Source organism: Kushneria halocnemicola (genome assembly GCF_965650455.1).
Lineage (GTDB): Bacteria > Pseudomonadota > Gammaproteobacteria > Pseudomonadales > Halomonadaceae > Kushneria.
This window is the reverse complement of record NZ_OZ287968.1, coordinates 686,917-703,807: the sequence shown is the minus strand read 5'-3', so window position 1 is coordinate 703,807 and position 16,891 is coordinate 686,917. Positions and strand designations below refer to the sequence as shown.

The 16,891-nt window shown below is 59.5% G+C and carries 22 protein-coding genes; 7 read left to right on the top strand and 15 right to left on the bottom strand.

The genetic code is table 11. The annotated features are described in order from the left end of the window. Positions 1 to 3 precede the first annotated feature (3 nt). The 3 genes from ACS92L_RS03095 to ACS92L_RS03085 are packed head-to-tail and all read left to right on the top strand — an operon-like array spanning position 4 to position 1,584. Positions 4 to 378, top strand: coding sequence for a YraN family protein (locus ACS92L_RS03095; RefSeq protein ID WP_438766991.1), 375 nt, complete (start codon positions 4 to 6; stop codon positions 376 to 378). Positions 379 to 431: 53 nt separating this feature from the next. Further along, complete coding sequence (locus tag ACS92L_RS03090) at positions 432 to 1,025, top strand: phosphoheptose isomerase (protein ID WP_438766989.1); 594 nt, start codon at positions 432 to 434, stop codon at positions 1,023 to 1,025. Beyond that, the gene (locus tag ACS92L_RS03085; protein ID WP_438766987.1) at positions 1,018 to 1,584 is read left to right on the top strand and encodes a BON domain-containing protein; all 567 of its coding nucleotides are present in this window, start codon (positions 1,018 to 1,020) and stop codon (positions 1,582 to 1,584) included. The genes ACS92L_RS03090 and ACS92L_RS03085 overlap by 8 nt, the downstream gene beginning before the upstream one ends. An 84-nt stretch (positions 1,585 to 1,668) precedes the next feature. On the opposite strand, the gene ACS92L_RS03080 is transcribed toward ACS92L_RS03085, so the two are convergent. From ACS92L_RS03080 to zapE, 5 genes are all read right to left on the bottom strand, one after another. Then, positions 1,669 to 2,157, bottom strand: a complete 489-nt coding sequence (locus ACS92L_RS03080) for a ClpXP protease specificity-enhancing factor (protein WP_438766985.1) — start codon at positions 2,155 to 2,157, stop codon at positions 1,669 to 1,671. Positions 2,158 to 2,253: 96 nt separating this feature from the next. After that, positions 2,254 to 2,883 carry a stringent starvation protein SspA gene (gene sspA / locus ACS92L_RS03075; RefSeq protein WP_108843838.1) on the bottom strand — a complete coding sequence of 210 codons (630 nt, stop codon included), beginning with the start codon at positions 2,881 to 2,883 and terminating at the stop codon, positions 2,254 to 2,256. 164 nt (positions 2,884 to 3,047) lie between these two features. After that, complete coding sequence (gene rpsI, locus ACS92L_RS03070; RefSeq protein WP_438766982.1) at positions 3,048 to 3,440, bottom strand: 30S ribosomal protein S9; 393 nt, start codon at positions 3,438 to 3,440, stop codon at positions 3,048 to 3,050. Between the two features lie 12 nt (positions 3,441 to 3,452). After that, the gene (rplM, locus tag ACS92L_RS03065) at positions 3,453 to 3,881 is read right to left on the bottom strand and encodes a 50S ribosomal protein L13 (protein WP_115853430.1); all 429 of its coding nucleotides are present in this window, start codon (positions 3,879 to 3,881) and stop codon (positions 3,453 to 3,455) included. A 150-nt stretch (positions 3,882 to 4,031) separates the two neighbouring features. After that, on the bottom strand, positions 4,032 to 5,186 hold the full coding sequence (zapE, locus tag ACS92L_RS03060) for a cell division protein ZapE (RefSeq protein ID WP_438766980.1): 1,155 nt from the start codon (positions 5,184 to 5,186) through the stop codon (positions 4,032 to 4,034). Positions 5,187 to 5,394: 208 nt separating this feature from the next. Between zapE and ACS92L_RS03055 the strand changes: the two genes are divergently transcribed. Further along, complete coding sequence (locus ACS92L_RS03055; protein WP_438766978.1) at positions 5,395 to 5,844, top strand: YhcB family protein; 450 nt, start codon at positions 5,395 to 5,397, stop codon at positions 5,842 to 5,844. Positions 5,845 to 5,876: 32 nt separating this feature from the next. On the opposite strand, the gene ACS92L_RS03050 is transcribed toward ACS92L_RS03055, so the two are convergent. Then, positions 5,877 to 6,632, bottom strand: a complete 756-nt coding sequence (locus tag ACS92L_RS03050; protein WP_438766976.1) for a Nif3-like dinuclear metal center hexameric protein — start codon at positions 6,630 to 6,632, stop codon at positions 5,877 to 5,879. Between the two features lie 198 nt (positions 6,633 to 6,830). Between ACS92L_RS03050 and ACS92L_RS03045 the strand changes: the two genes are divergently transcribed. After that, the gene (locus ACS92L_RS03045; protein WP_438766974.1) at positions 6,831 to 8,069 is read left to right on the top strand and encodes a trypsin-like peptidase domain-containing protein; all 1,239 of its coding nucleotides are present in this window, start codon (positions 6,831 to 6,833) and stop codon (positions 8,067 to 8,069) included. Positions 8,070 to 8,100: 31 nt separating this feature from the next. Here the strand turns inward: ACS92L_RS03045 and hisD are convergent, their stop codons facing one another. From hisD to ACS92L_RS03000, 9 genes are all read right to left on the bottom strand, one after another. Then, entirely contained in the window at positions 8,101 to 9,417 is a 1,317-nt protein-coding gene (gene hisD / locus ACS92L_RS03040; protein ID WP_438768399.1) for a histidinol dehydrogenase, read from the bottom strand. Between the two features lie 104 nt (positions 9,418 to 9,521). Further along, positions 9,522 to 10,178, bottom strand: a complete 657-nt coding sequence (hisG, locus tag ACS92L_RS03035; protein WP_115853434.1) for an ATP phosphoribosyltransferase — start codon at positions 10,176 to 10,178, stop codon at positions 9,522 to 9,524. 54 nt (positions 10,179 to 10,232) lie between these two features. Beyond that, entirely contained in the window at positions 10,233 to 11,492 is a 1,260-nt protein-coding gene (murA, locus tag ACS92L_RS03030) for a UDP-N-acetylglucosamine 1-carboxyvinyltransferase (protein ID WP_438766972.1), read from the bottom strand. A gap of 20 nt (positions 11,493 to 11,512) precedes the next feature. Next, a complete protein-coding gene (locus ACS92L_RS03025) occupies positions 11,513 to 11,770 on the bottom strand; it encodes a BolA family protein (protein ID WP_438766970.1) in 258 nt (85 codons plus the stop codon). Between the two features lie 127 nt (positions 11,771 to 11,897). Beyond that, entirely contained in the window at positions 11,898 to 12,251 is a 354-nt protein-coding gene (locus tag ACS92L_RS03020) for an STAS domain-containing protein (RefSeq protein ID WP_438766968.1), read from the bottom strand. Beyond that, the gene (locus ACS92L_RS03015) at positions 12,251 to 12,907 is read right to left on the bottom strand and encodes an MlaC/ttg2D family ABC transporter substrate-binding protein (protein WP_438766966.1); all 657 of its coding nucleotides are present in this window, start codon (positions 12,905 to 12,907) and stop codon (positions 12,251 to 12,253) included. The genes ACS92L_RS03020 and ACS92L_RS03015 overlap by 1 nt, the downstream gene beginning before the upstream one ends. Before the next feature lie 67 nt (positions 12,908 to 12,974). Further along, positions 12,975 to 13,436: an outer membrane lipid asymmetry maintenance protein MlaD gene (mlaD, locus tag ACS92L_RS03010; RefSeq protein ID WP_438766964.1), complete on the bottom strand. Its 462-nt coding sequence runs from the start codon at positions 13,434 to 13,436 to the stop codon at positions 12,975 to 12,977. After that, complete coding sequence (mlaE, locus tag ACS92L_RS03005) at positions 13,436 to 14,212, bottom strand: lipid asymmetry maintenance ABC transporter permease subunit MlaE (protein ID WP_115853440.1); 777 nt, start codon at positions 14,210 to 14,212, stop codon at positions 13,436 to 13,438. The genes mlaD and mlaE overlap by 1 nt, the downstream gene beginning before the upstream one ends. Then, positions 14,212 to 15,024 carry an ABC transporter ATP-binding protein gene (locus tag ACS92L_RS03000; RefSeq protein ID WP_115853441.1) on the bottom strand — a complete coding sequence of 271 codons (813 nt, stop codon included), beginning with the start codon at positions 15,022 to 15,024 and terminating at the stop codon, positions 14,212 to 14,214. The genes mlaE and ACS92L_RS03000 overlap by 1 nt, the downstream gene beginning before the upstream one ends. 220 nt (positions 15,025 to 15,244) lie before the next feature. Between ACS92L_RS03000 and ACS92L_RS02995 the strand changes: the two genes are divergently transcribed. Both ACS92L_RS02995 and ACS92L_RS02990 read left to right on the top strand, forming a co-directional pair. After that, entirely contained in the window at positions 15,245 to 16,228 is a 984-nt protein-coding gene (locus ACS92L_RS02995) for a KpsF/GutQ family sugar-phosphate isomerase (protein WP_438766961.1), read from the top strand. Between the two features lie 87 nt (positions 16,229 to 16,315). Further along, entirely contained in the window at positions 16,316 to 16,870 is a 555-nt protein-coding gene (locus ACS92L_RS02990) for a KdsC family phosphatase (protein ID WP_438766959.1), read from the top strand. Positions 16,871 to 16,891: the final 21 nt, after the last annotated feature.

The following is a 16,891-nucleotide window of genomic DNA, read 5'->3' as shown; positions in this document are numbered from 1 at the left end:
GACATGGCCTTTCGACCCTTCAGCAGCCGACAGCGCGGTCACGACATCGAGTCGTTGACCGCGCGGTGGCTTGAGGGCCAGGGACTTTACACCATTGCCCGCAATCAGCAGGTACGAGGCGGCGAAACCGATCTCATCATGCGCGATGGCGAGTATCTGGTCTTTATTGAAGTCCGCTATCGCGCCAGCGCCTCGCATGGCTCTCCGCTTGAAACCATCACCCCTGCCAAGCAGCGAAAGCTGATCCGGGCGGCACGTTTTTATCTGCTCGACAAGCGGTTATCATGCCCCTGTCGCTTTGACGCGGTAGGGGTGACGGGTGAGCCTCCGGAGCACCTGCACTTTGAGTGGATCAAAAGCGCTTTTGACGCCTTTTGATCCCCGCCGCGACGCTGCGGGAATACAACGCCATTGACCATTTGAAGAGTGCCATGGACTTTCAATCACGCATCATCGATCACTTCAACGCCAGCATCGACGTCAAGACCTGGTCGAGCGAGGTCCTGCCGCCCTTCATCGAGGCCGCCAGCCAGATCATGGTTCAAAGCCTGATCAATGACGGCAAGATCCTGACCTGCGGCAACGGCGGCAGCGCCGGTGATGCCCAGCACTTCTCTTCCGAGCTGCTCAACCGCTTCGAGCGTGAACGCCCGAGCCTGCCGGCTCTGGCACTGACCACGGACACGTCAACGATCACCTCGATCGCCAACGACTACAGCTACAACGACGTGTTTTCCAAGCAGATACGAGCGCTCGGTCAGCCCGGCGACGTGCTGCTGGCCATCTCGACCAGCGGCAATTCTGCCAACGTCATTCAGGCGATTCAGGCCGCGCACGATCGCGACATGATCGTTGTCGCCCTGACCGGCCGCGATGGCGGCAACATGGCCTCGCTGCTGGGCCAGGAAGACTGTGAGATTCGTGTACCGGCCACCGTTACCGCTCGCATCCAGGAAGTGCATCTGCTGGCCATTCACTGCCTGTGCGATTTGATCGACCACCAACTCTTTGGCAGCAATGAATAAGCGCACACTCCCCCGGGTAGCGGCCGCCCTGTTGCTGGGTGCCACGCTTGTCGCCAGCGGCTGCAGCACCATCACCGGCAGCACCGGTTATGGTACGCGTACCAGCTATGCCATCGATCAGGATACCCAAATCGCACGCACGCTCTGGGACGGCATTCGCGCCAATGACAGCCTTGATGATACGCATATCAACGTCGACGTTTATAACGGCTTTGTTCTATTGACAGGTCAGGTAGGCAGCGACGCCCAGAAAACGCAGACGGGTGAGCTTGCCACGCGCCTTCAGGGCGTTCGCCACCTGCGCAACGAACTCAGCGTCGGCCCCAACAGTTCAACACAGCAGCGGCTGCAGGACACCTGGGTGACCTCACGCGTCAAGACACGCATTACGGCCAGCAACCGCATTGATAGCGACCGGGTCAGGGTTCTGACCGAAAACGCCACGGTGTATCTGATGGGCATGGTTCGCGCAAGCGAAGCGGACTATCTGGTTCGACTGGTTTCGCAGACCAGTGGAGTGGAGCGTATCGTCAAGGCGTTTGAGTATATCGACGCCTGACCCTGCATAACGGTGCGCGCGACATAAAAAAACGGACCCGCTTCTACAGCGGGTCCGTTGGTATTGCGGCACTGGATCAGATCGCTACTTGATGACCTTCAGGGACGGGCGCCCCTTGCGAGGACGCGAACCATCGTCGTCGTCATCATCGCTGTCATTACCGCCTTCCTCGTCCGTTTTGGCCACCGCGCCCAGATGCGAGTCACGCTCGTCAAGGTCATCGCCATCCGGCTCGGCAACGCCCGAATCGGCATCCGGCATGACGGGCTCCTGGCCAAAGACCATGCCCACGCCGTTTTCACGCGCATAGATGGCCACAATGGCATCAATGGGCAGCTCAACGGTCATCGGTTGACCGCCAAAGCGCGCATTGAATGCCACCATGTCATTTTCCATGAAAAGCTCTCGCACGGCGCCCGGGCCAATATTGAGAACAATCTGGCCGTTCTGGACGAACTGCTCTGGTACCACCACACCCGTACGCTCGGCATCGACAACGACATAAGGCGTGCAGTCGTTGTCCAGCAGCCACTGATACAGCGCACGAATCAGATAGGGACGGCTGGAATGCATGTTGTCACCTCACTGAAGAATGCATCGAAATGTCAGACCCTGTGCATCAATCAGCACGCTTGCTGCAGGACATCAGGTGCCTGTAGCGAAATCCGATCAGCTGCGAAGCTCTCGCTCCGACTCCAGAAGCGATGCCCTGAAGGCATCCCGCGCAAACAGCCTTTCCATATAGCCCATCAGTGGTTTGACCTGCTGTTCGGGCAGATCAACACCCAGCGCCGGTAAACGCCAAAGGATGGGGGCAAGGCAGCAATCCACCAGCGAAAACTCTTCGCTCATGAAAAACGGGATATCTTCAAAAATCGGGCTGATACCGATCAGGCTCTCGCGCAGCTCCTTTCGGGCCTGCTCGACTTCCTTTTTGGAGCCCGGCGACAGAATACGCTCCACCATCGGGCACCATTCGCGCTCGATACGATGCATCCACAGACGGCTCTGGGCACGCGCCACGGGATAAACCGGCAACAGCGGCGGATGCGGAAAACGTTCATCCAGGTATTCCATCATGACCTTGGATTCATAAAGAACCAGATCACGATCGATCAGTGTCGGCACACTATTATAGGGGTTGAGGTCGGCCAGCTCCGCCGGACGATGCTCATCGTTGACCTCAATGATATCAACGGAAATCCCCTTCTCGGCCAGCACGATCCTGACGCGATGGCTGTAATGGTCGTCACTGCCTGTGTAGAACGTCATTGACGATCGTTTGGCCACAACACCCATAGAAAGTCCTCACTTTAATGACGAGCTGGATGATAACACGAGAGCGCACGTCTCGGGTTGCCGGATTGGCAACCACAGCGTTTCAACGGATATGGAAAAACCGTCATGCAGACACAAAAACGCCCGGGAAAACACCCGGGCGCCTTGAGACATGACGTCGAAGCTTAACGCTTGGAGAACTGGGGACGACGACGTGCCTTGCGCAGACCAACCTTTTTACGCTCGACCATACGCGCATCACGCGTCACATAGCCGGCATTGCGAAGCGGTGTACGCAGTTCTTCATTGTATTCCATCAGGGCACGAGTGATGCCGTGACGAATGGCGCCTGCCTGTGCAGAACCGCCGCCACCCTGAACGGTGACATAGATGTCGAACTGGTTGGTCAGCTCGGTCAGCTCGAGCGGCTGGCGTACAACCATCTGGGCTGTAACGCGGCCGAAGTATTCATTGAGCTCACGCTTGTTGACCGTGATAGTGCCATTGCCCGGACGCAGGAAAACGCGTGCGGTGGAGGTCTTGCGGCGGCCTGTGCCGTAGTACTGCTGCTGTGCCATGAAAATGTTCCTTTAGAGATTCAGTGCCTGAGGTTGCTGCGCCGCGTGAGGATGCTCACCACCGGCATAAACCTTGAGCTTGGAATACATGGCGCGACCCAGCGGGCCCTTGGGCAGCATTCCCTTGACAGCGATTTCGATGACACGCTCCGGCGCATGATCGATCATCTGCTCGAAGTTCATCGAACGCAGGCCGCCCGGATAACCGGTATGGCGATAATACTGCTTGGCAAAGGACTTCTTGCCGGTCACACGGACCTTCTCGGCGTTGACAATGACGATGTAATCGCCGGTATCAACGTGAGGGGTATATTCGGGCTTGTGCTTGCCGCGCAGACGGCGAGCGACCTCGGTAGCCAGTCGACCCAGAGTCTTGTCTGCAGCGTCGATGACATACCAGTCGCGCTGCACGGACTGCGGTTTGGCGCTGAACGTCTTCATGTATGAATCACCATGGTTGTGGCGAGAGCACTGCTTCCGCTCTGCCAATCCCTATTTTTCTTGGTTGTTGCCCTGCAGGCAGAGACAACAACGATAAGCGAGCGCGCATTGTACAGAGCCAGCCCCCCGCGAACAAGGGGTTAATCACAGTCAGGGCTTGTGAGTCAACGCCAGATAGTCGCTTGATTGCATCTCCTGGAGACGCGAGACCGTGCGCTCGAACTCAAACGCCAGTTCTCCGCCGCTGTAGAGCGCCTCGGGCTCGGCATCGGCCGACATCACAAGCTTGACGGCGCGGTCATAAAACTCATCCACCAGATTGATAAAACGACGGGCCTGATCCTCGATGGCCGCCCCCATGACCGGCACATTGGAAATCAAGACGCTGTGATACTGGCGCGAGAGCTCGATATAGTCATTCTGACTGCGCGGCCCGTCACAAAGCGTTTTGAAATCAAACCAGACCACGCCGTCATGACAGCGGCGCGCCTTTAGCGCACGACCGTTAATGCGTAGCGTGTCTTCTTCACCGGACTCGCCGGCAAGGTGAACAAAGCTCTCCTGCAGGGCGTCATCGGCACTGTCATCGGCAGGCGTATGGAAGACCTCTTCGCGGGTCAGGGTACGCATTCGATAATCGATGCCTGCATCGACATTGACCACTTCACAGTGACGATTGAGCAGGTCGATGGCAGGCAGAAACCGATCACGCTGCAGCCCGTTTTTGTACAGCTCATCCGGCACGATATTGGAAGTGGTGACCAGCACCACGCCCTGAGCGAAAAGCGCATCAAGCAGATTGCCCAGAATCATGGCATCGGTAATGTCCTTGACGAAGAACTCGTCGAGACAGATGACTCTGGCCTCTTCAGCAAATTTTGCCGCCACCAGGGTCAGTGGATTTTTCTGGCCCTTGTGAGCCTCCATTTCCTTGTGGACACGCTGCATAAAGCGATGAAAGTGCGTACGCATCTTGTCATCAAAGGGCAGACTGTCGTGGAAGGTATCCACCAGCCATGTCTTGCCACGCCCCACGCCACCCCAGAAATAAAGCCCCTTGATCTCCGGTTCGGCAGGGGCTGTGGGCGCGGATGCAGCACTTTTTTTGCCAAAAAAACCCGACATTCTGGACTTGAGCCCGCTTTCCTGTGCCGCCGCGGTTGAAGGCGTGGGTCGCGGTCTGCTCGTCAGCGCGTCATAAAGACGCTGCAGATGCTCGACTGCCTTTTCCTGAGAGCTGTCATGCTGAAAGCCTTCACGTTCAAGATCCTGCCGGTACTGTTCTCGCGGGGAAAGTCTGGACATGTTGTCTGGTGCCTTGCAGAAGATCGGGTACCCATGATTGTACAGCGTGACACAGCCTGATTCGCCCTGCGGCCGGTGATTTGTCATCGCTGATGGGCACGATTATGTCGTGAGTGAATTGACCCGAACAACATTACGCCTTCTATAATGGCCCATCGCATGGTCACGCCGGTCGTGCGTGCAATCAGCATCGAAGAGGGGAATTCTGGTGAACGAAGGCAATATTGATTGGGTAGTCGCCATTGTGGCGCTGCTGGCAGGCATCGCGATCGGCGTGTTGATCCGCCATTTCTCGGGAAATCAGCGAGCGACCAGCCAGAAACTCAAGCAGCGACTCGCTGAAACCGAGCTTGAGCTCAAGGGATTACGCGACAACGTAAATACGCATTTTGCCGATACCATGGCACTGGCTCGCAATATCACTCGTCAGAGTGAAGAGCTCCAGACACGACTTGATGCAGATGCCGAAAGCATGACCAGCGACCCGGCGCTCAAGCGTCAGCGCCATGTCGACACACCGGAAGATAGCGAGGAAGAGGCGGCATCGCTTCACGTGCCGCGCGACTACGCCGACAGCAATGGCACGCTCGATGAGAGTTACGGACTGCGCCAGAAGCAGGAAGACGACAGCGCTGCACCACAACCGCCCCGCTACTGATCCCAGGGCAGCTGTCGGTGCGCCGGCAGCCGCTATACCGGATTATCGATATCGGCAAAGCGGTGTTCGACCTCGTGGCGCTGCGATAGCCATTCGCCCAGCGCACGAATGCCATCACGCTCCGTGGCGTGGTGGCCGGCCGCATAATAGGTGATCCCCATTTCGCGGGCCAGATGCGTGGTTCGCTCCGACACCTCACCGGACACAAAGGCGTCCATGCCGGCTTCTGCCGCCTCGATGATCTTGTCCTGCGCCCCGCCCGTGCACCATGCAATACGCTTGATGGGCCGATCATGGCCCGAAATCATCAGCGGCGTGTGATCAAGACGCTGCTGGAACCGTTCGGTCAGCGCCTGCTGTGAGCACTCGGCCATCTCGCCATGATACAAAAGCCCCTGCCCCATTTCGCCGTCAAGCACACCCTGCACCTCCCAGCCCATGCGGCCGGCCAGCAGCACGTTGTTGCCAAGCGTTGCGTGGGCATCGAGCGGCAGATGCCAGGCCACCAGGTTGATGTCGTGTGCCAGTAGTGTCGCAATACGGCGCTGCTTCATGCCCGTAATGGCCACCGGCTCGTTTTTCCAGAAATAGCCGTGATGGACCAGCACCATGTCGGCCTGCCATGCCACCGCTTCATCGAGCAGCGCCTGACTGGCCGTCACACCACTCATGATGCGCGTCACCTGATCGCGGCCCTCGACCTGCAGTCCGTTGACGGTAAAATCCTTAAAACGCTCCGGCGTCAGCAGCGCCTGCATGTCATCCAGTAATACCCTGCGTGTGCTCATGTCGTCTCTCCCGGTCATCCATTCCTGAAAGTGTAACGCCTGCATCGGACATTGCTGATGCCTCGGTGATAAACTCGCCCCACTCTAATACGTCAATGCGATCTGCGTGCCAAAAGACCGAGCTCATACCGTGCATGCCGGATCCCGATACTCTGCAAGTCTGCAGCCCAGCGCTGTCTGTTTCAAAAGGATGTTGTCATGCGCCGATTTCTGGTGCCCCTGATCTGGCCTGTCGTGTGCGGCGTGCTGCTGGCGCTGGTACTGCTGGATCACATGCCGCAGATCATCGACAGTGGCGAGCGCCCTGCCGGTGACAGCCGCCAGGGGCCGAGCGTCACTACCCCGCCCGCCATGCAGGCTGCCACGCCCCCCGTACAGCGCACACCGCCGATCACGCGCGATGCCACGCCTCTGCACCGCGGTCCGGGGACTGCAAGCTACTCCGACGCCGTTCAAAAGGCAGCGCCGGCCGTGGTCAATGTCTATTCATCGCGCCTGGTCGAGCGCGACCATCATCCACTGATGTCCGACCCCTTCTTTGAGCAGTTCTTTGGCAACAGCCAGTCCGGCCGGCGACGCATGCTCTCGAGTCTGGGCTCGGGCGTCATCGTCAGCGATGAAGGCTACATCCTGACCAACAACCACGTGATCAGCGGTGCCGATGAAGTCCAGATTGCCCTGCGTGACGGCCGCGAGACGCTGGCGACCGTCATCGGCACCGACCCGGAAACGGATCTGGCCGTTCTCAAGATCGATCTCGACAACCTGCCGGTCATCGACCTTGCCGATGCGACCAATACCCGTGTCGGCGACATTGCTCTGGCCATCGGCAACCCTTTCGGCGTCGGACAGACCGTGACCATGGGCATCATCAGCGCCACCGGCCGCAATCATCTGGGGCTCAACGCCTACGAGGATTTCATTCAAACGGATGCCGCCATCAATCCGGGCAATTCAGGCGGCGCGCTGGTCAATGCCGAAGGCGCGCTTGTCGGGATCAATACGGCCATCTTTTCACGTACCGGTGGATCACAGGGCATCGGGTTTGCCATCCCTACCAACCTGGCGCATGGCATCCTCAACGATCTGGTCACCCGTGGGCGGGTGGTCAGGGGCTGGCTGGGCATCGAGGCAAGAGAGGTCAGTTCAAGCCTTGCTTCGTCGCTGGATATCAACGCCCCACGCGGGGTCGTGGTATCGGATGTGGTGGAGGGTGGCCCGGCGGCACAGGCCGGCATTCGGGTGGGCGATCTGATTTTGTCGATCGATGGCAAGCCGCTGCTGGATGCCCAGACCGCCATGGTGGATATCGCCGAGATCGAGCCCGGCAAACAGCTGCCGGTCGAGCTTTATCGCAGCGGCAAGCGGTTTGGCGTCAACGTGAGTGTGGGCGAGCGCCCCAGTCGGCCGGTAACGCCGGCACAGCCCGAGAGCTGACCGGCGATTGATGACTGACAGCGTTTGAAGATCAGTCGCGGTCGCTGTCGATACGGTTTTCGGCCGAGCGGGCGTGCGCCGTCAGCGACTCGCCTCTTGCCAGTACGGACGCCGTTTTCCCAAGCGTTGACGCTCCCTGCGGTGAGCACTGAATCAGCGACGAGCGCTTTTGAAAGTCATATACCCCCAGCGGCGAGGAAAAACGCGCCGTGCCGGAAGTGGGCAGCACGTGGTTGGGCCCGGCGCAGTAATCGCCCAGCGCCTCGGCCGTATAGCGACCCATGAAAATGGCACCGGCATGACGCACCTGCTCTGCCAGCCGCTGCGGCTCGGCCACCGAAAGCTCCAGGTGTTCCGGCGCGATGCGATTGACCAGTGCCAGCGCCTGCGCCTCGTCATCGACCTGAAGCAGGGCGCCACGGCGCGACAGCGATTCGCGGATGATGTCGGCACGCTCAAGCGTGGGCAGCAACCGCTCGATGCTCTGTGCCACCGCCTCCAGATGCTGCGCGTCCCAGCTGATCAAAATCGCCTGAGCGTCTTCATCGTGCTCGGCCTGCGAGAATAGATCCATCGCCAGCCAGTCCGGATCGGTGCCGCCATCAGAGACCACCAGGATTTCCGAGGGTCCGGCAATCATGTCGATGCCGACCTGTCCGAACACCGCGCGCTTGGCCGTGGCCACAAAGATATTGCCCGGCCCCACGATCTTGTCGACCTTCGGAATCGTTTCGGTCCCGAACGCCAGTGCCGCCACGGCCTGCGCCCCGCCAACCGTAAAGACGCGGGCCACGCCGGCCACATGGGCCGCGGCCAGCACCAGCTCATTGAGCACGCCATCCGGTGTGGGTACGACCATGACAATATCTTTCACGCCAGCCACGTGGGCCGGAATGACATTCATCAGCACCGATGACGGATAGGCGGCCTTGCCACCGGGCACATAGACGCCGGCCCTGTCGAGCGGTGTCACCTTCTGCCCCAGCATGGTGCCGTCGGCTTCTTCATAGGACCAGGATTCGGGCTTCTGGCGTTCGTGGTAGGCCCGAATGCGATCACCCGCCACCGCCAGTGCCTGGCGCTGCGCTTCCGGCAGCCCATGCCATGCCTGTTCCAGTCGCTCGGCGCTCAATGTCAGTGCCGACATATCCTGAACGTCAAGACGATCGAACTGACGGGTGAGATCCATGACGGCGGCATCGCCGCGGCGACGAACATCGGCAATGATGGCGTCCACGCTGCGCTGGACCTCGGCGCTTGAAACGCTTTCCCAGTCCAGCAGTGCTTCCAGCCGGGTATCGAAATCCGGCTGCTGTGTAGAAAGTCGATGTATGCTCTGCTTGTCCATCACGCCTGAATGACTCCTTGCATTCCGGCCTGTGCCGGAAAGTATCATGCGACACCGATAGAGCAGCGTCCTGCGCCGGCTGACCGGTCAGTACCCGGTCGAACTCAGGACGACATGTCGCTGTAACGGCGCGCTTCCACGGCCTGTCCCATGCGCTCGATCAACGGCCCCAGTCGCGCGTGCTCCACGGTCATGGAGGCCTTGTTGACCACCAGACGCGTGCTGATATCAGCGATCAGCTCGCGCGGTGCCATACCGTTGGCACGCAGGGTATTGCCGGTATCCACGATATCGACGATCTCATCGGCGAGATTCATCAGCGGCGCCAGTTCCATGGCGCCGTACAGCTTGATGACCTCGGCCTGAATACCCAGTCCCGAGTAGTAGCGCCGGGCGATATTGACGAACTTGGTCGCCACACGACGCCGGGCACGCCCGGGGGTAACGCCCTCGATACCCGCCGTCATCAGGCGACAGCGGGAAATATCCAGATCCAGCGGTTCATAGAGCCCCTGGGCGCCATGTTCGAGCAGAACATCCTTGCCGGCCACACCCACGTCGGCGGCGCCCATCTGCACATAGGTCGGCACATCAACAGCACGCAAAATGACCAGCTTGACGTTTTCAAGCGTGGTGTCGAACAAGAGTTTTCGGCTCTTGTCGAGCGGCTCCAGCGGCTCAATGCCGGCAGCAGCCAGCAACGGCAGCGTCTCCTTGAGAATTCGACCCTTGGAGAGCGCCAGTATCAGCGGTTTACTCATGTGATCTTCAATGGCTGCAAAAATGAATCGGCGTGGCGTGTACCCGTGCGGCCCCTAGCGCGGCACGCGACGAATACGCGCCCCCATCAGCTGAAGCTTTTCCTCGATGCACTCGTAGCCGCGGTCGATGTGATAGATACGATCCACTACCGTCTCACCCTCAGCGACCAGTGCGGCAATGACAAGGCTTGCCGAGGCGCGAAGATCGGTCGCCATGACGGGCGCGCCGCTCAAGTGCTCGACGCCGTTGACCAGTGCCGTGTTGCCTTCCAGGGAAATGTCCGCGCCCATGCGGTTGATTTCCTGAACATGCATGAAACGATTTTCAAAAATGGTTTCAACCACACGACCGCTGCCTTCGGCCACGGCGTTGAGCGCCACGAACTGCGCCTGCATGTCGGTCGGAAAGGCCGGATAGGGTGCCGTGCGAATGTTGACGGCTTTGGGCCGGCGACCGTGCATGTCCAGCGAAATCCAGCCGTCGCCGGTTTCGATCTCGGCACCGGCTTCCTCCAGCTTGAGCAGCACCGCTTCCATGGTATCGGCGCGGGCATTACGCACCCGGACCCTGCCACGAGTCGCCGCTGCGGCCACCAGAAAGGTGCCGGTTTCGATGCGATCGGGCATGACGTCGTAGTGACAGCCGTGCAGGCGCTTGACGCCCTCGATGGTAATGGTGCTGCTGCCATGGCCGCTGATGTTTGCACCCATTGCGATCAGACACTCGGCCAGATCCACGATCTCAGGCTCGCGGGCGGCGTTTTCCAGCACTGTACGCCCTTCGGCAAGCGTTGCGGCCATCAGAAGGTTTTCCGTGCCCGTCACCGTAACCGTATCCATCACGATATGGGCGCCTTTCAGACCATCGGGCGCTCTGGCACGAATGTAGCCGCTTTCCACCTTGATATCGGCGCCCATGGCCTGCAGACCGCGGATGTGCAGATCCACCGGGCGAGAGCCGATGGCGCAGCCGCCGGGCAGCGAGACATCGGCGGTCCCGAAATGGGCAAGCAATGGCCCCAGTACCAGAATCGAGGCCCGCATCTTTTTGACCAGGTCATAGGGGGCATGACAGTCCCTGACCCGGCCATCGAGCTGGATGCTCATCTTCTCGCCCATGATGGGCTCTACCCCCATGCGCCCGAGCAGCTCGAGCGTGGTGGTAATGTCCTGCAGATGCGGCAGGTTGCCGATGGTTACCGGCTCATCGGCCAGCAACGTGGCAGCAAGAATGGGCAGGGCCGAATTCTTGGCACCCGACGTCCAGACTTCGCCGGACAGCGGCCGGCCACCGCTGATAATCAGTTTATCCATTCATCAGGTTTCCACGGCAATCAAACACGATCTGAATCAGGTGACGCACTGGCCCACTGAGCCGGCGTTCTGGCCTTGATGGTAATGGCATGCAGCGCGCCGCTGGCAATCTCTTCGGAAAGCGCCGAATAGATCAGCTGCTGACGTTTGACGGGACTCATGCCTTCAAAAACGTCACCGATGGCGGTGACCTGAAAATTGCACCCTTCTCCCTGAATATGAAATTCACATCCATCGATTCGGGCCTGGAGCAGGTGCTTGACCTCTTCGGGTTGCATGATGACTCCTGTACTGGTGTGTTGGGTGCCAATGGTAAATGAAAAGCATGACCCGGCGCGAATGGACATAAAAAAAAGGCGGCGTCAGTGACGCCGCCCTTCAATCATGAATTATCGACTCAGAGGTTCACGACTCGCCGGCTGTCGCAAACGAGGTTTCATGCGCCGGAAACACATCGCTCAACTCTGCCATCTCGATGAGTTCACGCATGCTGTCCGAAAGCGTGATGCGATCCACTTCCAGCGTTCTTTTCTGTGTCATGCGCAGCCACTCAAGCAGCACCGAGATGGTGGCGCTGCTGGTACGGTTAACGCCGCACAGATTAAAGGAGACCTGTGCCCCCTGATATTTCTCGAGCCAGTTGATACCGGCCCTGGCCAGCTCTGGCGCGTTGTCAAAGCCCGGTGCGCCCTTCAGGTAAAGGGCAGCATCGCGAGCCTCGAGGGTAACGGCATCATCGCTGTAGAGCGTATCGCTCATCAGCCCTGGGCCTTCTGGTTGTCTCCGTCGCCCTCTTCAAGGTCAACATCGGGCGACCAGCCGTTGATGACCGCATCAAAGTCGCGGTTATTGGAGCGCATGGCCTGGTCAAACTGGTTGCGGAAAGTCAGCCCCAGATTGATGCCGTTGACCACCACGTTGATCACTTTCCACTCGCCGCTGCGCTCACGCATCGTGTAGGAGACCGGATAGCGCTGGCCATTGGCCGCCACGACTTCCATATCAACGCTGGCCTGATCTTCGTAGCGCGTGTTCTGATTGTTATCGAGTACACGCACGTCCTGGTAGTCAAACGTCACCAGCCCCTGGGCATAGGTATCGATCAGGGTCTGCTTGAACACGCGCGCAAACCGGCTGCGCTGCTCAGGGCTTGCCGCCTGAAAGTACTTGCCCATGACGCTTGCCGAGGCATAGCGCCAGTCAACGATGGGGTCGATGTTCTGCTCAACCACACTTTTAAGCTCGTCGGGGTTGTTGCGATAGCGGTCCTGATTGTTGTCGAGCTTTGACATCAGCTGCTCAACGCTCTGGCTGACCACCTCGTGCGGAGACTGATTGGCCGCCTGGGCAGACATCACGCCCATGCCGATCATGGCCGCTACCAGCACACCAACATAACGGGAGACTTTTTTCATCTACATCACCTCCTGGCGATACATATTGCGGGAGCGCCGAACAGCGTCACGGCGCTCGTCGTTGAGGTTACTTGGACATGTTCGAGACAAACTGTTGAATCAGCTCTTCGAGCACCAGCGCCGACTGCGTATCGCGAATGGTGCCGCCATCCTCGATCATCTCGGGCGCCCCACCGGTTGAAAGGCCGATGTATTTCTCGCCCAGAAGCCCTGCCGTCAGAATAGACGCCGTGGAGTCTTCCGACAGCTTTTCACCCACATCGCTGTCGATCTTCATCGTTATACGTCCTTCAAGCCACTGCGGGTCCAGCTCGATGTCCGTGATACGGCCCACGGTGACACCCGCCATGGTGACTCTTGAACGCTCCTTGAGACCACCGATGTTGCTGAAGTTCGCATGCACCGTGAAATTCTGCTCAGCCTGCCCGGGAGCGAGACCACTTACCTGTAGACCCAGAAAAACGAGTCCCAGAAATCCGGCCAGTACAAAGGCACCCACACCGGTTTCAAGCCACTTAGAGCGCTTCATCAGAATTCTCCAAACATCAGCGCGGTCAAAATGAAATCCAGCCCCAGCACGGCCAGCGAACCAAAGACAACGGTTCGAGTCGTGGCGCGCGAAATTCCCTCGGAGGTCGGTACGAGATCGTAACCCTGAAAGACGGCGATCCATGTCACGACGACACCAAAGACCACGCTTTTCAGCATGCCGTTCATGACATCATCCATGAAGACAACGCTGCTTTGCATGTTGCCCCAGAACGAGCCCTGATCGACACCCAGCCAGTCCACGCCGACAAGGTAGCCGCCTGCAATACCGATCACGCTGAAAAACACGGTCAGTATCGGCATGGACACAAAGCCTGCCCAGAGCCGTGGCGAGATGACCCGACGCAACGGATCAACGCCGATCATCTCCATGCTGGAAAGCTGCTCGGTTGCCTTCATGAGTCCGATCTCGGCGGTCAGCGCCGAACCGGCACGACCGGCAAACAAAAGCGCCGTCACGACAGGAGCCAGCTCCCGCAACAGGGACAGTGCCACCATCTGGCCCAGCGCCTCATCGGCGCCGAACCCGGACAGCACCAGATAGCCCTGAAGTGCGATGACCATACCGATGAAAAGCCCCGAGACAGCAACGATGGGCAGTGACATGACACCCACGAAATACATCTGTCGCAGCCACAGCCTGACACCTTCAGCGCGGGGCAGATGGCAAAGGGCCTGTGCCAGAAAGATGGCACTGCGCCCAAGCGATTCGAGCGCATCCAGCGTTTTTTGCCCCAGAGACGTCAACGGTGACATCACGACACCTCCGATGGGGCAAGAATATCTTCGTAGAAATTCTTCGAGGGATAGTGAAAGGGCACCGGGCCGTCAGGCTCGCCCCGAATGAACTGGCTGACCCGGGGGTCCTGCGCTTCGCGCAGTGATGCCGGCGACCCGCTGGCCATCACGCGGCCATCGGCAATCACGTAGACATGATCGGCAATCGATAGCGTCTCCTTGATATCGTGAGACACCACAATGGCCGTCATGTTAAAGGCGCTGTTGAGTCGGCGAATCAGCGTGACCAGTACCCCCATGGATATCGGGTCCTGACCGACAAAGGGCTCGTCATACATGATCAGGTCCGGATCCAGCGCAATGGCCCGTGCCAGCGCCACACGCCGGGTCATGCCGCCTGAAAGCTCGGCGGGCATAAGATCACGGGCGCCACGAAGGCCCACGGCCTGCAGCTTGATCAGCACCAGATCACGAATCATGTGCTCGGGCAGGTCGGTATGAACGCGCAGCGGGAAGGCCACGTTTTCAAACACGCTCAGATCCGAAAACAGCGCCCCGCTCTGAAACAGCATGCCCATACGACGACGCATCCGAAACAGCGCCTGACGGGAGAGCCGATGCACGTTGTCCTGACCGACATGCACACTGCCCGAATCCGGCGTGAGCTGTCCGGCGATCAGTTTGAGCAGGGTTGTCTTGCCGGTGCCACTGGGTCCCATGATGGCCGTAATGCGCCCTTTCGGAATCTCCAGATCAACGCCCGAAAAAATGGGTCTGCCAGCTCGCGAGAAGTGAAGATTCTCGACGCTGACCAGTGTTGAGTCGGACATACAACTCCTGAGTAAACACAAAAGGATATGGAGTTAGCGAACATCGTATCCGAATTATACCCACCCCCACCAGTGCCCGTTGCCGTCAACTGCCATAAAGGCATAAAAATCACGTGTTCGATGATCGACAAGCACCCTGCCACCGACGCAGAAATGGTTCCGGTATCGTCCACACGGTTGCGCTTGTGCCCGGGGGCATCCGGCGTCAGAATTCACTGCCATGACGACACCTGATACCGATTACGACTTTCTGGCCAGCGCACGACGCACCCTTTTGCTTGAGCAAAACGCCCTGAAGGATCTGTGCGAGCGTCTCGATGAGCCCTTTACCCGCGCCTGTCAGCACATTCTGCGCTGCAGCGGTCGTGTGGTGGTCATCGGCGTCGGCAAGTCAGGCCATGTGGGACGAAAAACGGCGGCCACCCTGGCCAGTACCGGCACGCCCTCGTTTTTTGTGCATGCCGGCGAGGCAAGCCACGGCGACCTGGGAATGCTGGTGCGCAACGACCTTGTCCTGGCGCTGTCCAACTCCGGCGAGACCGCTGAGCTGACAGCGCTTTTGCCACTTTTCAAGCGACTGGGCACCCCCATGATCGCGATGACCGGCAATGCCTCATCAAGTCTTGCCAGACACGCCGACGTCCATCTTGATGCCAGCGTGGCACAGGAGGCCTGTCCGCTGAACCTGGCGCCGACCTCCTCCACCACGGCGGCCCTGGCGCTGGGCGATGCACTGGCAATTGCCCTGCTTGAAGCGCGTCGTTTCGGCCCGGAAGACTTTGCCCTGTCTCATCCGGGCGGCACGCTGGGCAAACGTTTGCTGCTGCGCGTGGAAGATCTGATGCACACCGGCGACGAACTGCCGGTCATTCATCAGGAGGCGATGCTCAGCGAGGCGCTGATGGAAATGACCCGCAAGGGCCACGGCTTTACCTGCATTACTGATGATGCCGGCCGTCTCGTGGGCATCTATACCGATGGCGACCTGCGCCGGACGATCGACCGCCACGGCGATGTTCGACAGCTGATCATCAAAAATGTCATGACGCCGGGCGGACGTACCATCGAGGCGCCAACGCTTGCAGCCGAGGCCGTCAGGATCATGGAAGACCACCGCATTACGGCACTGGTCGTGGTGGATGACCGGCATCGGCCCACCGGGCTTCTCAAGATGCACGACCTGCTCAGAAGCGGCATTGTCTAGCAACATTTCGCTTCATTCGAACGCAAAAGCGCCTGCTGCTGGCCACACACGGTCGATCAGCCTGCTCAATATTTGAAGGCACACGCCATGACACGCTTTGATGAGACGAGTACTTCACTGACGGCGCGCGCCCACCCCATTCGCCTGCTGGCGCTGGACGTCGACGGCGTGCTGACCGATGGGCGCCTTCGTTACACCTCACAGGCCCAGCACGATGGCGACAAGGTATTTCATGTGCGTGACGGCCTTGGGCTCAAGCTGGTCATGCAGGCCGGCATCGAAGTCGCCCTGATCACCGGTCGGGTCTCCCCGGCCGTCGACCGGCGCGCCCTTGAACTGGGCATTCGCCACGTCATTCAGGGCCGGGACGACAAGCGCGTCGTGCTAAAAGCCCTGATGGCGGAACACGATCTGGCGCCCGAAGAAGTGTGCTACTGCGGTGACGACCTGCCGGATCTGGGCGCCATCATGCATGCAGGGCTGGGCGTGACGGTAGCGGACGCCCCGGACTATATTCGCCAGCGTGCCAATCTGGTCACCCGGGCAGACGGCGGACAGGGCGCGGTACGTGAACTCTGTGAGTGGCTGCTGAGCGCACGCGGCGTCTGGCAGGATATCATTGGTGCGCACGAGCGGCCCTGAGGCTGCAGCGCCTACTCCGAC

Bases quoted from the DNA above. Each gene is read 5' to 3' on its own strand.
- ACS92L_RS03095 (WP_438766991.1), top strand. From the start codon at position 4: ATGGCCTTTCGACCCTTCAGCAGCCGACAGCGCGGTCACGACATCGAG.
- ACS92L_RS03090 (WP_438766989.1), top strand. From the start codon at position 432: ATGGACTTTCAATCACGCATCATCGATCACTTCAACGCCAGCATCGAC.
- ACS92L_RS03085 (WP_438766987.1), top strand. From the start codon at position 1,018: ATGAATAAGCGCACACTCCCCCGGGTAGCGGCCGCCCTGTTGCTGGGT.
- ACS92L_RS03080 (WP_438766985.1), bottom strand. From the start codon at position 2,157: ATGCATTCCAGCCGTCCCTATCTGATTCGTGCGCTGTATCAGTGGCTG.
- sspA (WP_108843838.1), bottom strand. From the start codon at position 2,883: ATGGGTGTTGTGGCCAAACGATCGTCAATGACGTTCTACACAGGCAGT.
- rpsI (WP_438766982.1), bottom strand. From the start codon at position 3,440: ATGGCACAGCAGCAGTACTACGGCACAGGCCGCCGCAAGACCTCCACC.
- rplM (WP_115853430.1), bottom strand. From the start codon at position 3,881: ATGAAGACGTTCAGCGCCAAACCGCAGTCCGTGCAGCGCGACTGGTAT.
- zapE (WP_438766980.1), bottom strand. From the start codon at position 5,186: ATGTCCAGACTTTCCCCGCGAGAACAGTACCGGCAGGATCTTGAACGT.
- ACS92L_RS03050 (WP_438766976.1), bottom strand. From the start codon at position 6,632: ATGAGCACACGCAGGGTATTACTGGATGACATGCAGGCGCTGCTGACG.
- ACS92L_RS03045 (WP_438766974.1), top strand. From the start codon at position 6,831: ATGCGCCGATTTCTGGTGCCCCTGATCTGGCCTGTCGTGTGCGGCGTG.
- hisD (WP_438768399.1), bottom strand. From the start codon at position 9,417: ATGGACAAGCAGAGCATACATCGACTTTCTACACAGCAGCCGGATTTC.
- hisG (WP_115853434.1), bottom strand. From the start codon at position 10,178: ATGAGTAAACCGCTGATACTGGCGCTCTCCAAGGGTCGAATTCTCAAG.
- murA (WP_438766972.1), bottom strand. From the start codon at position 11,492: ATGGATAAACTGATTATCAGCGGTGGCCGGCCGCTGTCCGGCGAAGTC.
- ACS92L_RS03025 (WP_438766970.1), bottom strand. From the start codon at position 11,770: ATGCAACCCGAAGAGGTCAAGCACCTGCTCCAGGCCCGAATCGATGGA.
- ACS92L_RS03020 (WP_438766968.1), bottom strand. From the start codon at position 12,251: ATGAGCGATACGCTCTACAGCGATGATGCCGTTACCCTCGAGGCTCGC.
- ACS92L_RS03015 (WP_438766966.1), bottom strand. From the start codon at position 12,907: ATGAAAAAAGTCTCCCGTTATGTTGGTGTGCTGGTAGCGGCCATGATC.
- mlaD (WP_438766964.1), bottom strand. From the start codon at position 13,436: ATGAAGCGCTCTAAGTGGCTTGAAACCGGTGTGGGTGCCTTTGTACTG.
- mlaE (WP_115853440.1), bottom strand. From the start codon at position 14,212: ATGTCACCGTTGACGTCTCTGGGGCAAAAAACGCTGGATGCGCTCGAA.
- ACS92L_RS03000 (WP_115853441.1), bottom strand. From the start codon at position 15,024: ATGTCCGACTCAACACTGGTCAGCGTCGAGAATCTTCACTTCTCGCGA.
- ACS92L_RS02995 (WP_438766961.1), top strand. From the start codon at position 15,245: ATGACGACACCTGATACCGATTACGACTTTCTGGCCAGCGCACGACGC.
- ACS92L_RS02990 (WP_438766959.1), top strand. From the start codon at position 16,316: ATGACACGCTTTGATGAGACGAGTACTTCACTGACGGCGCGCGCCCAC.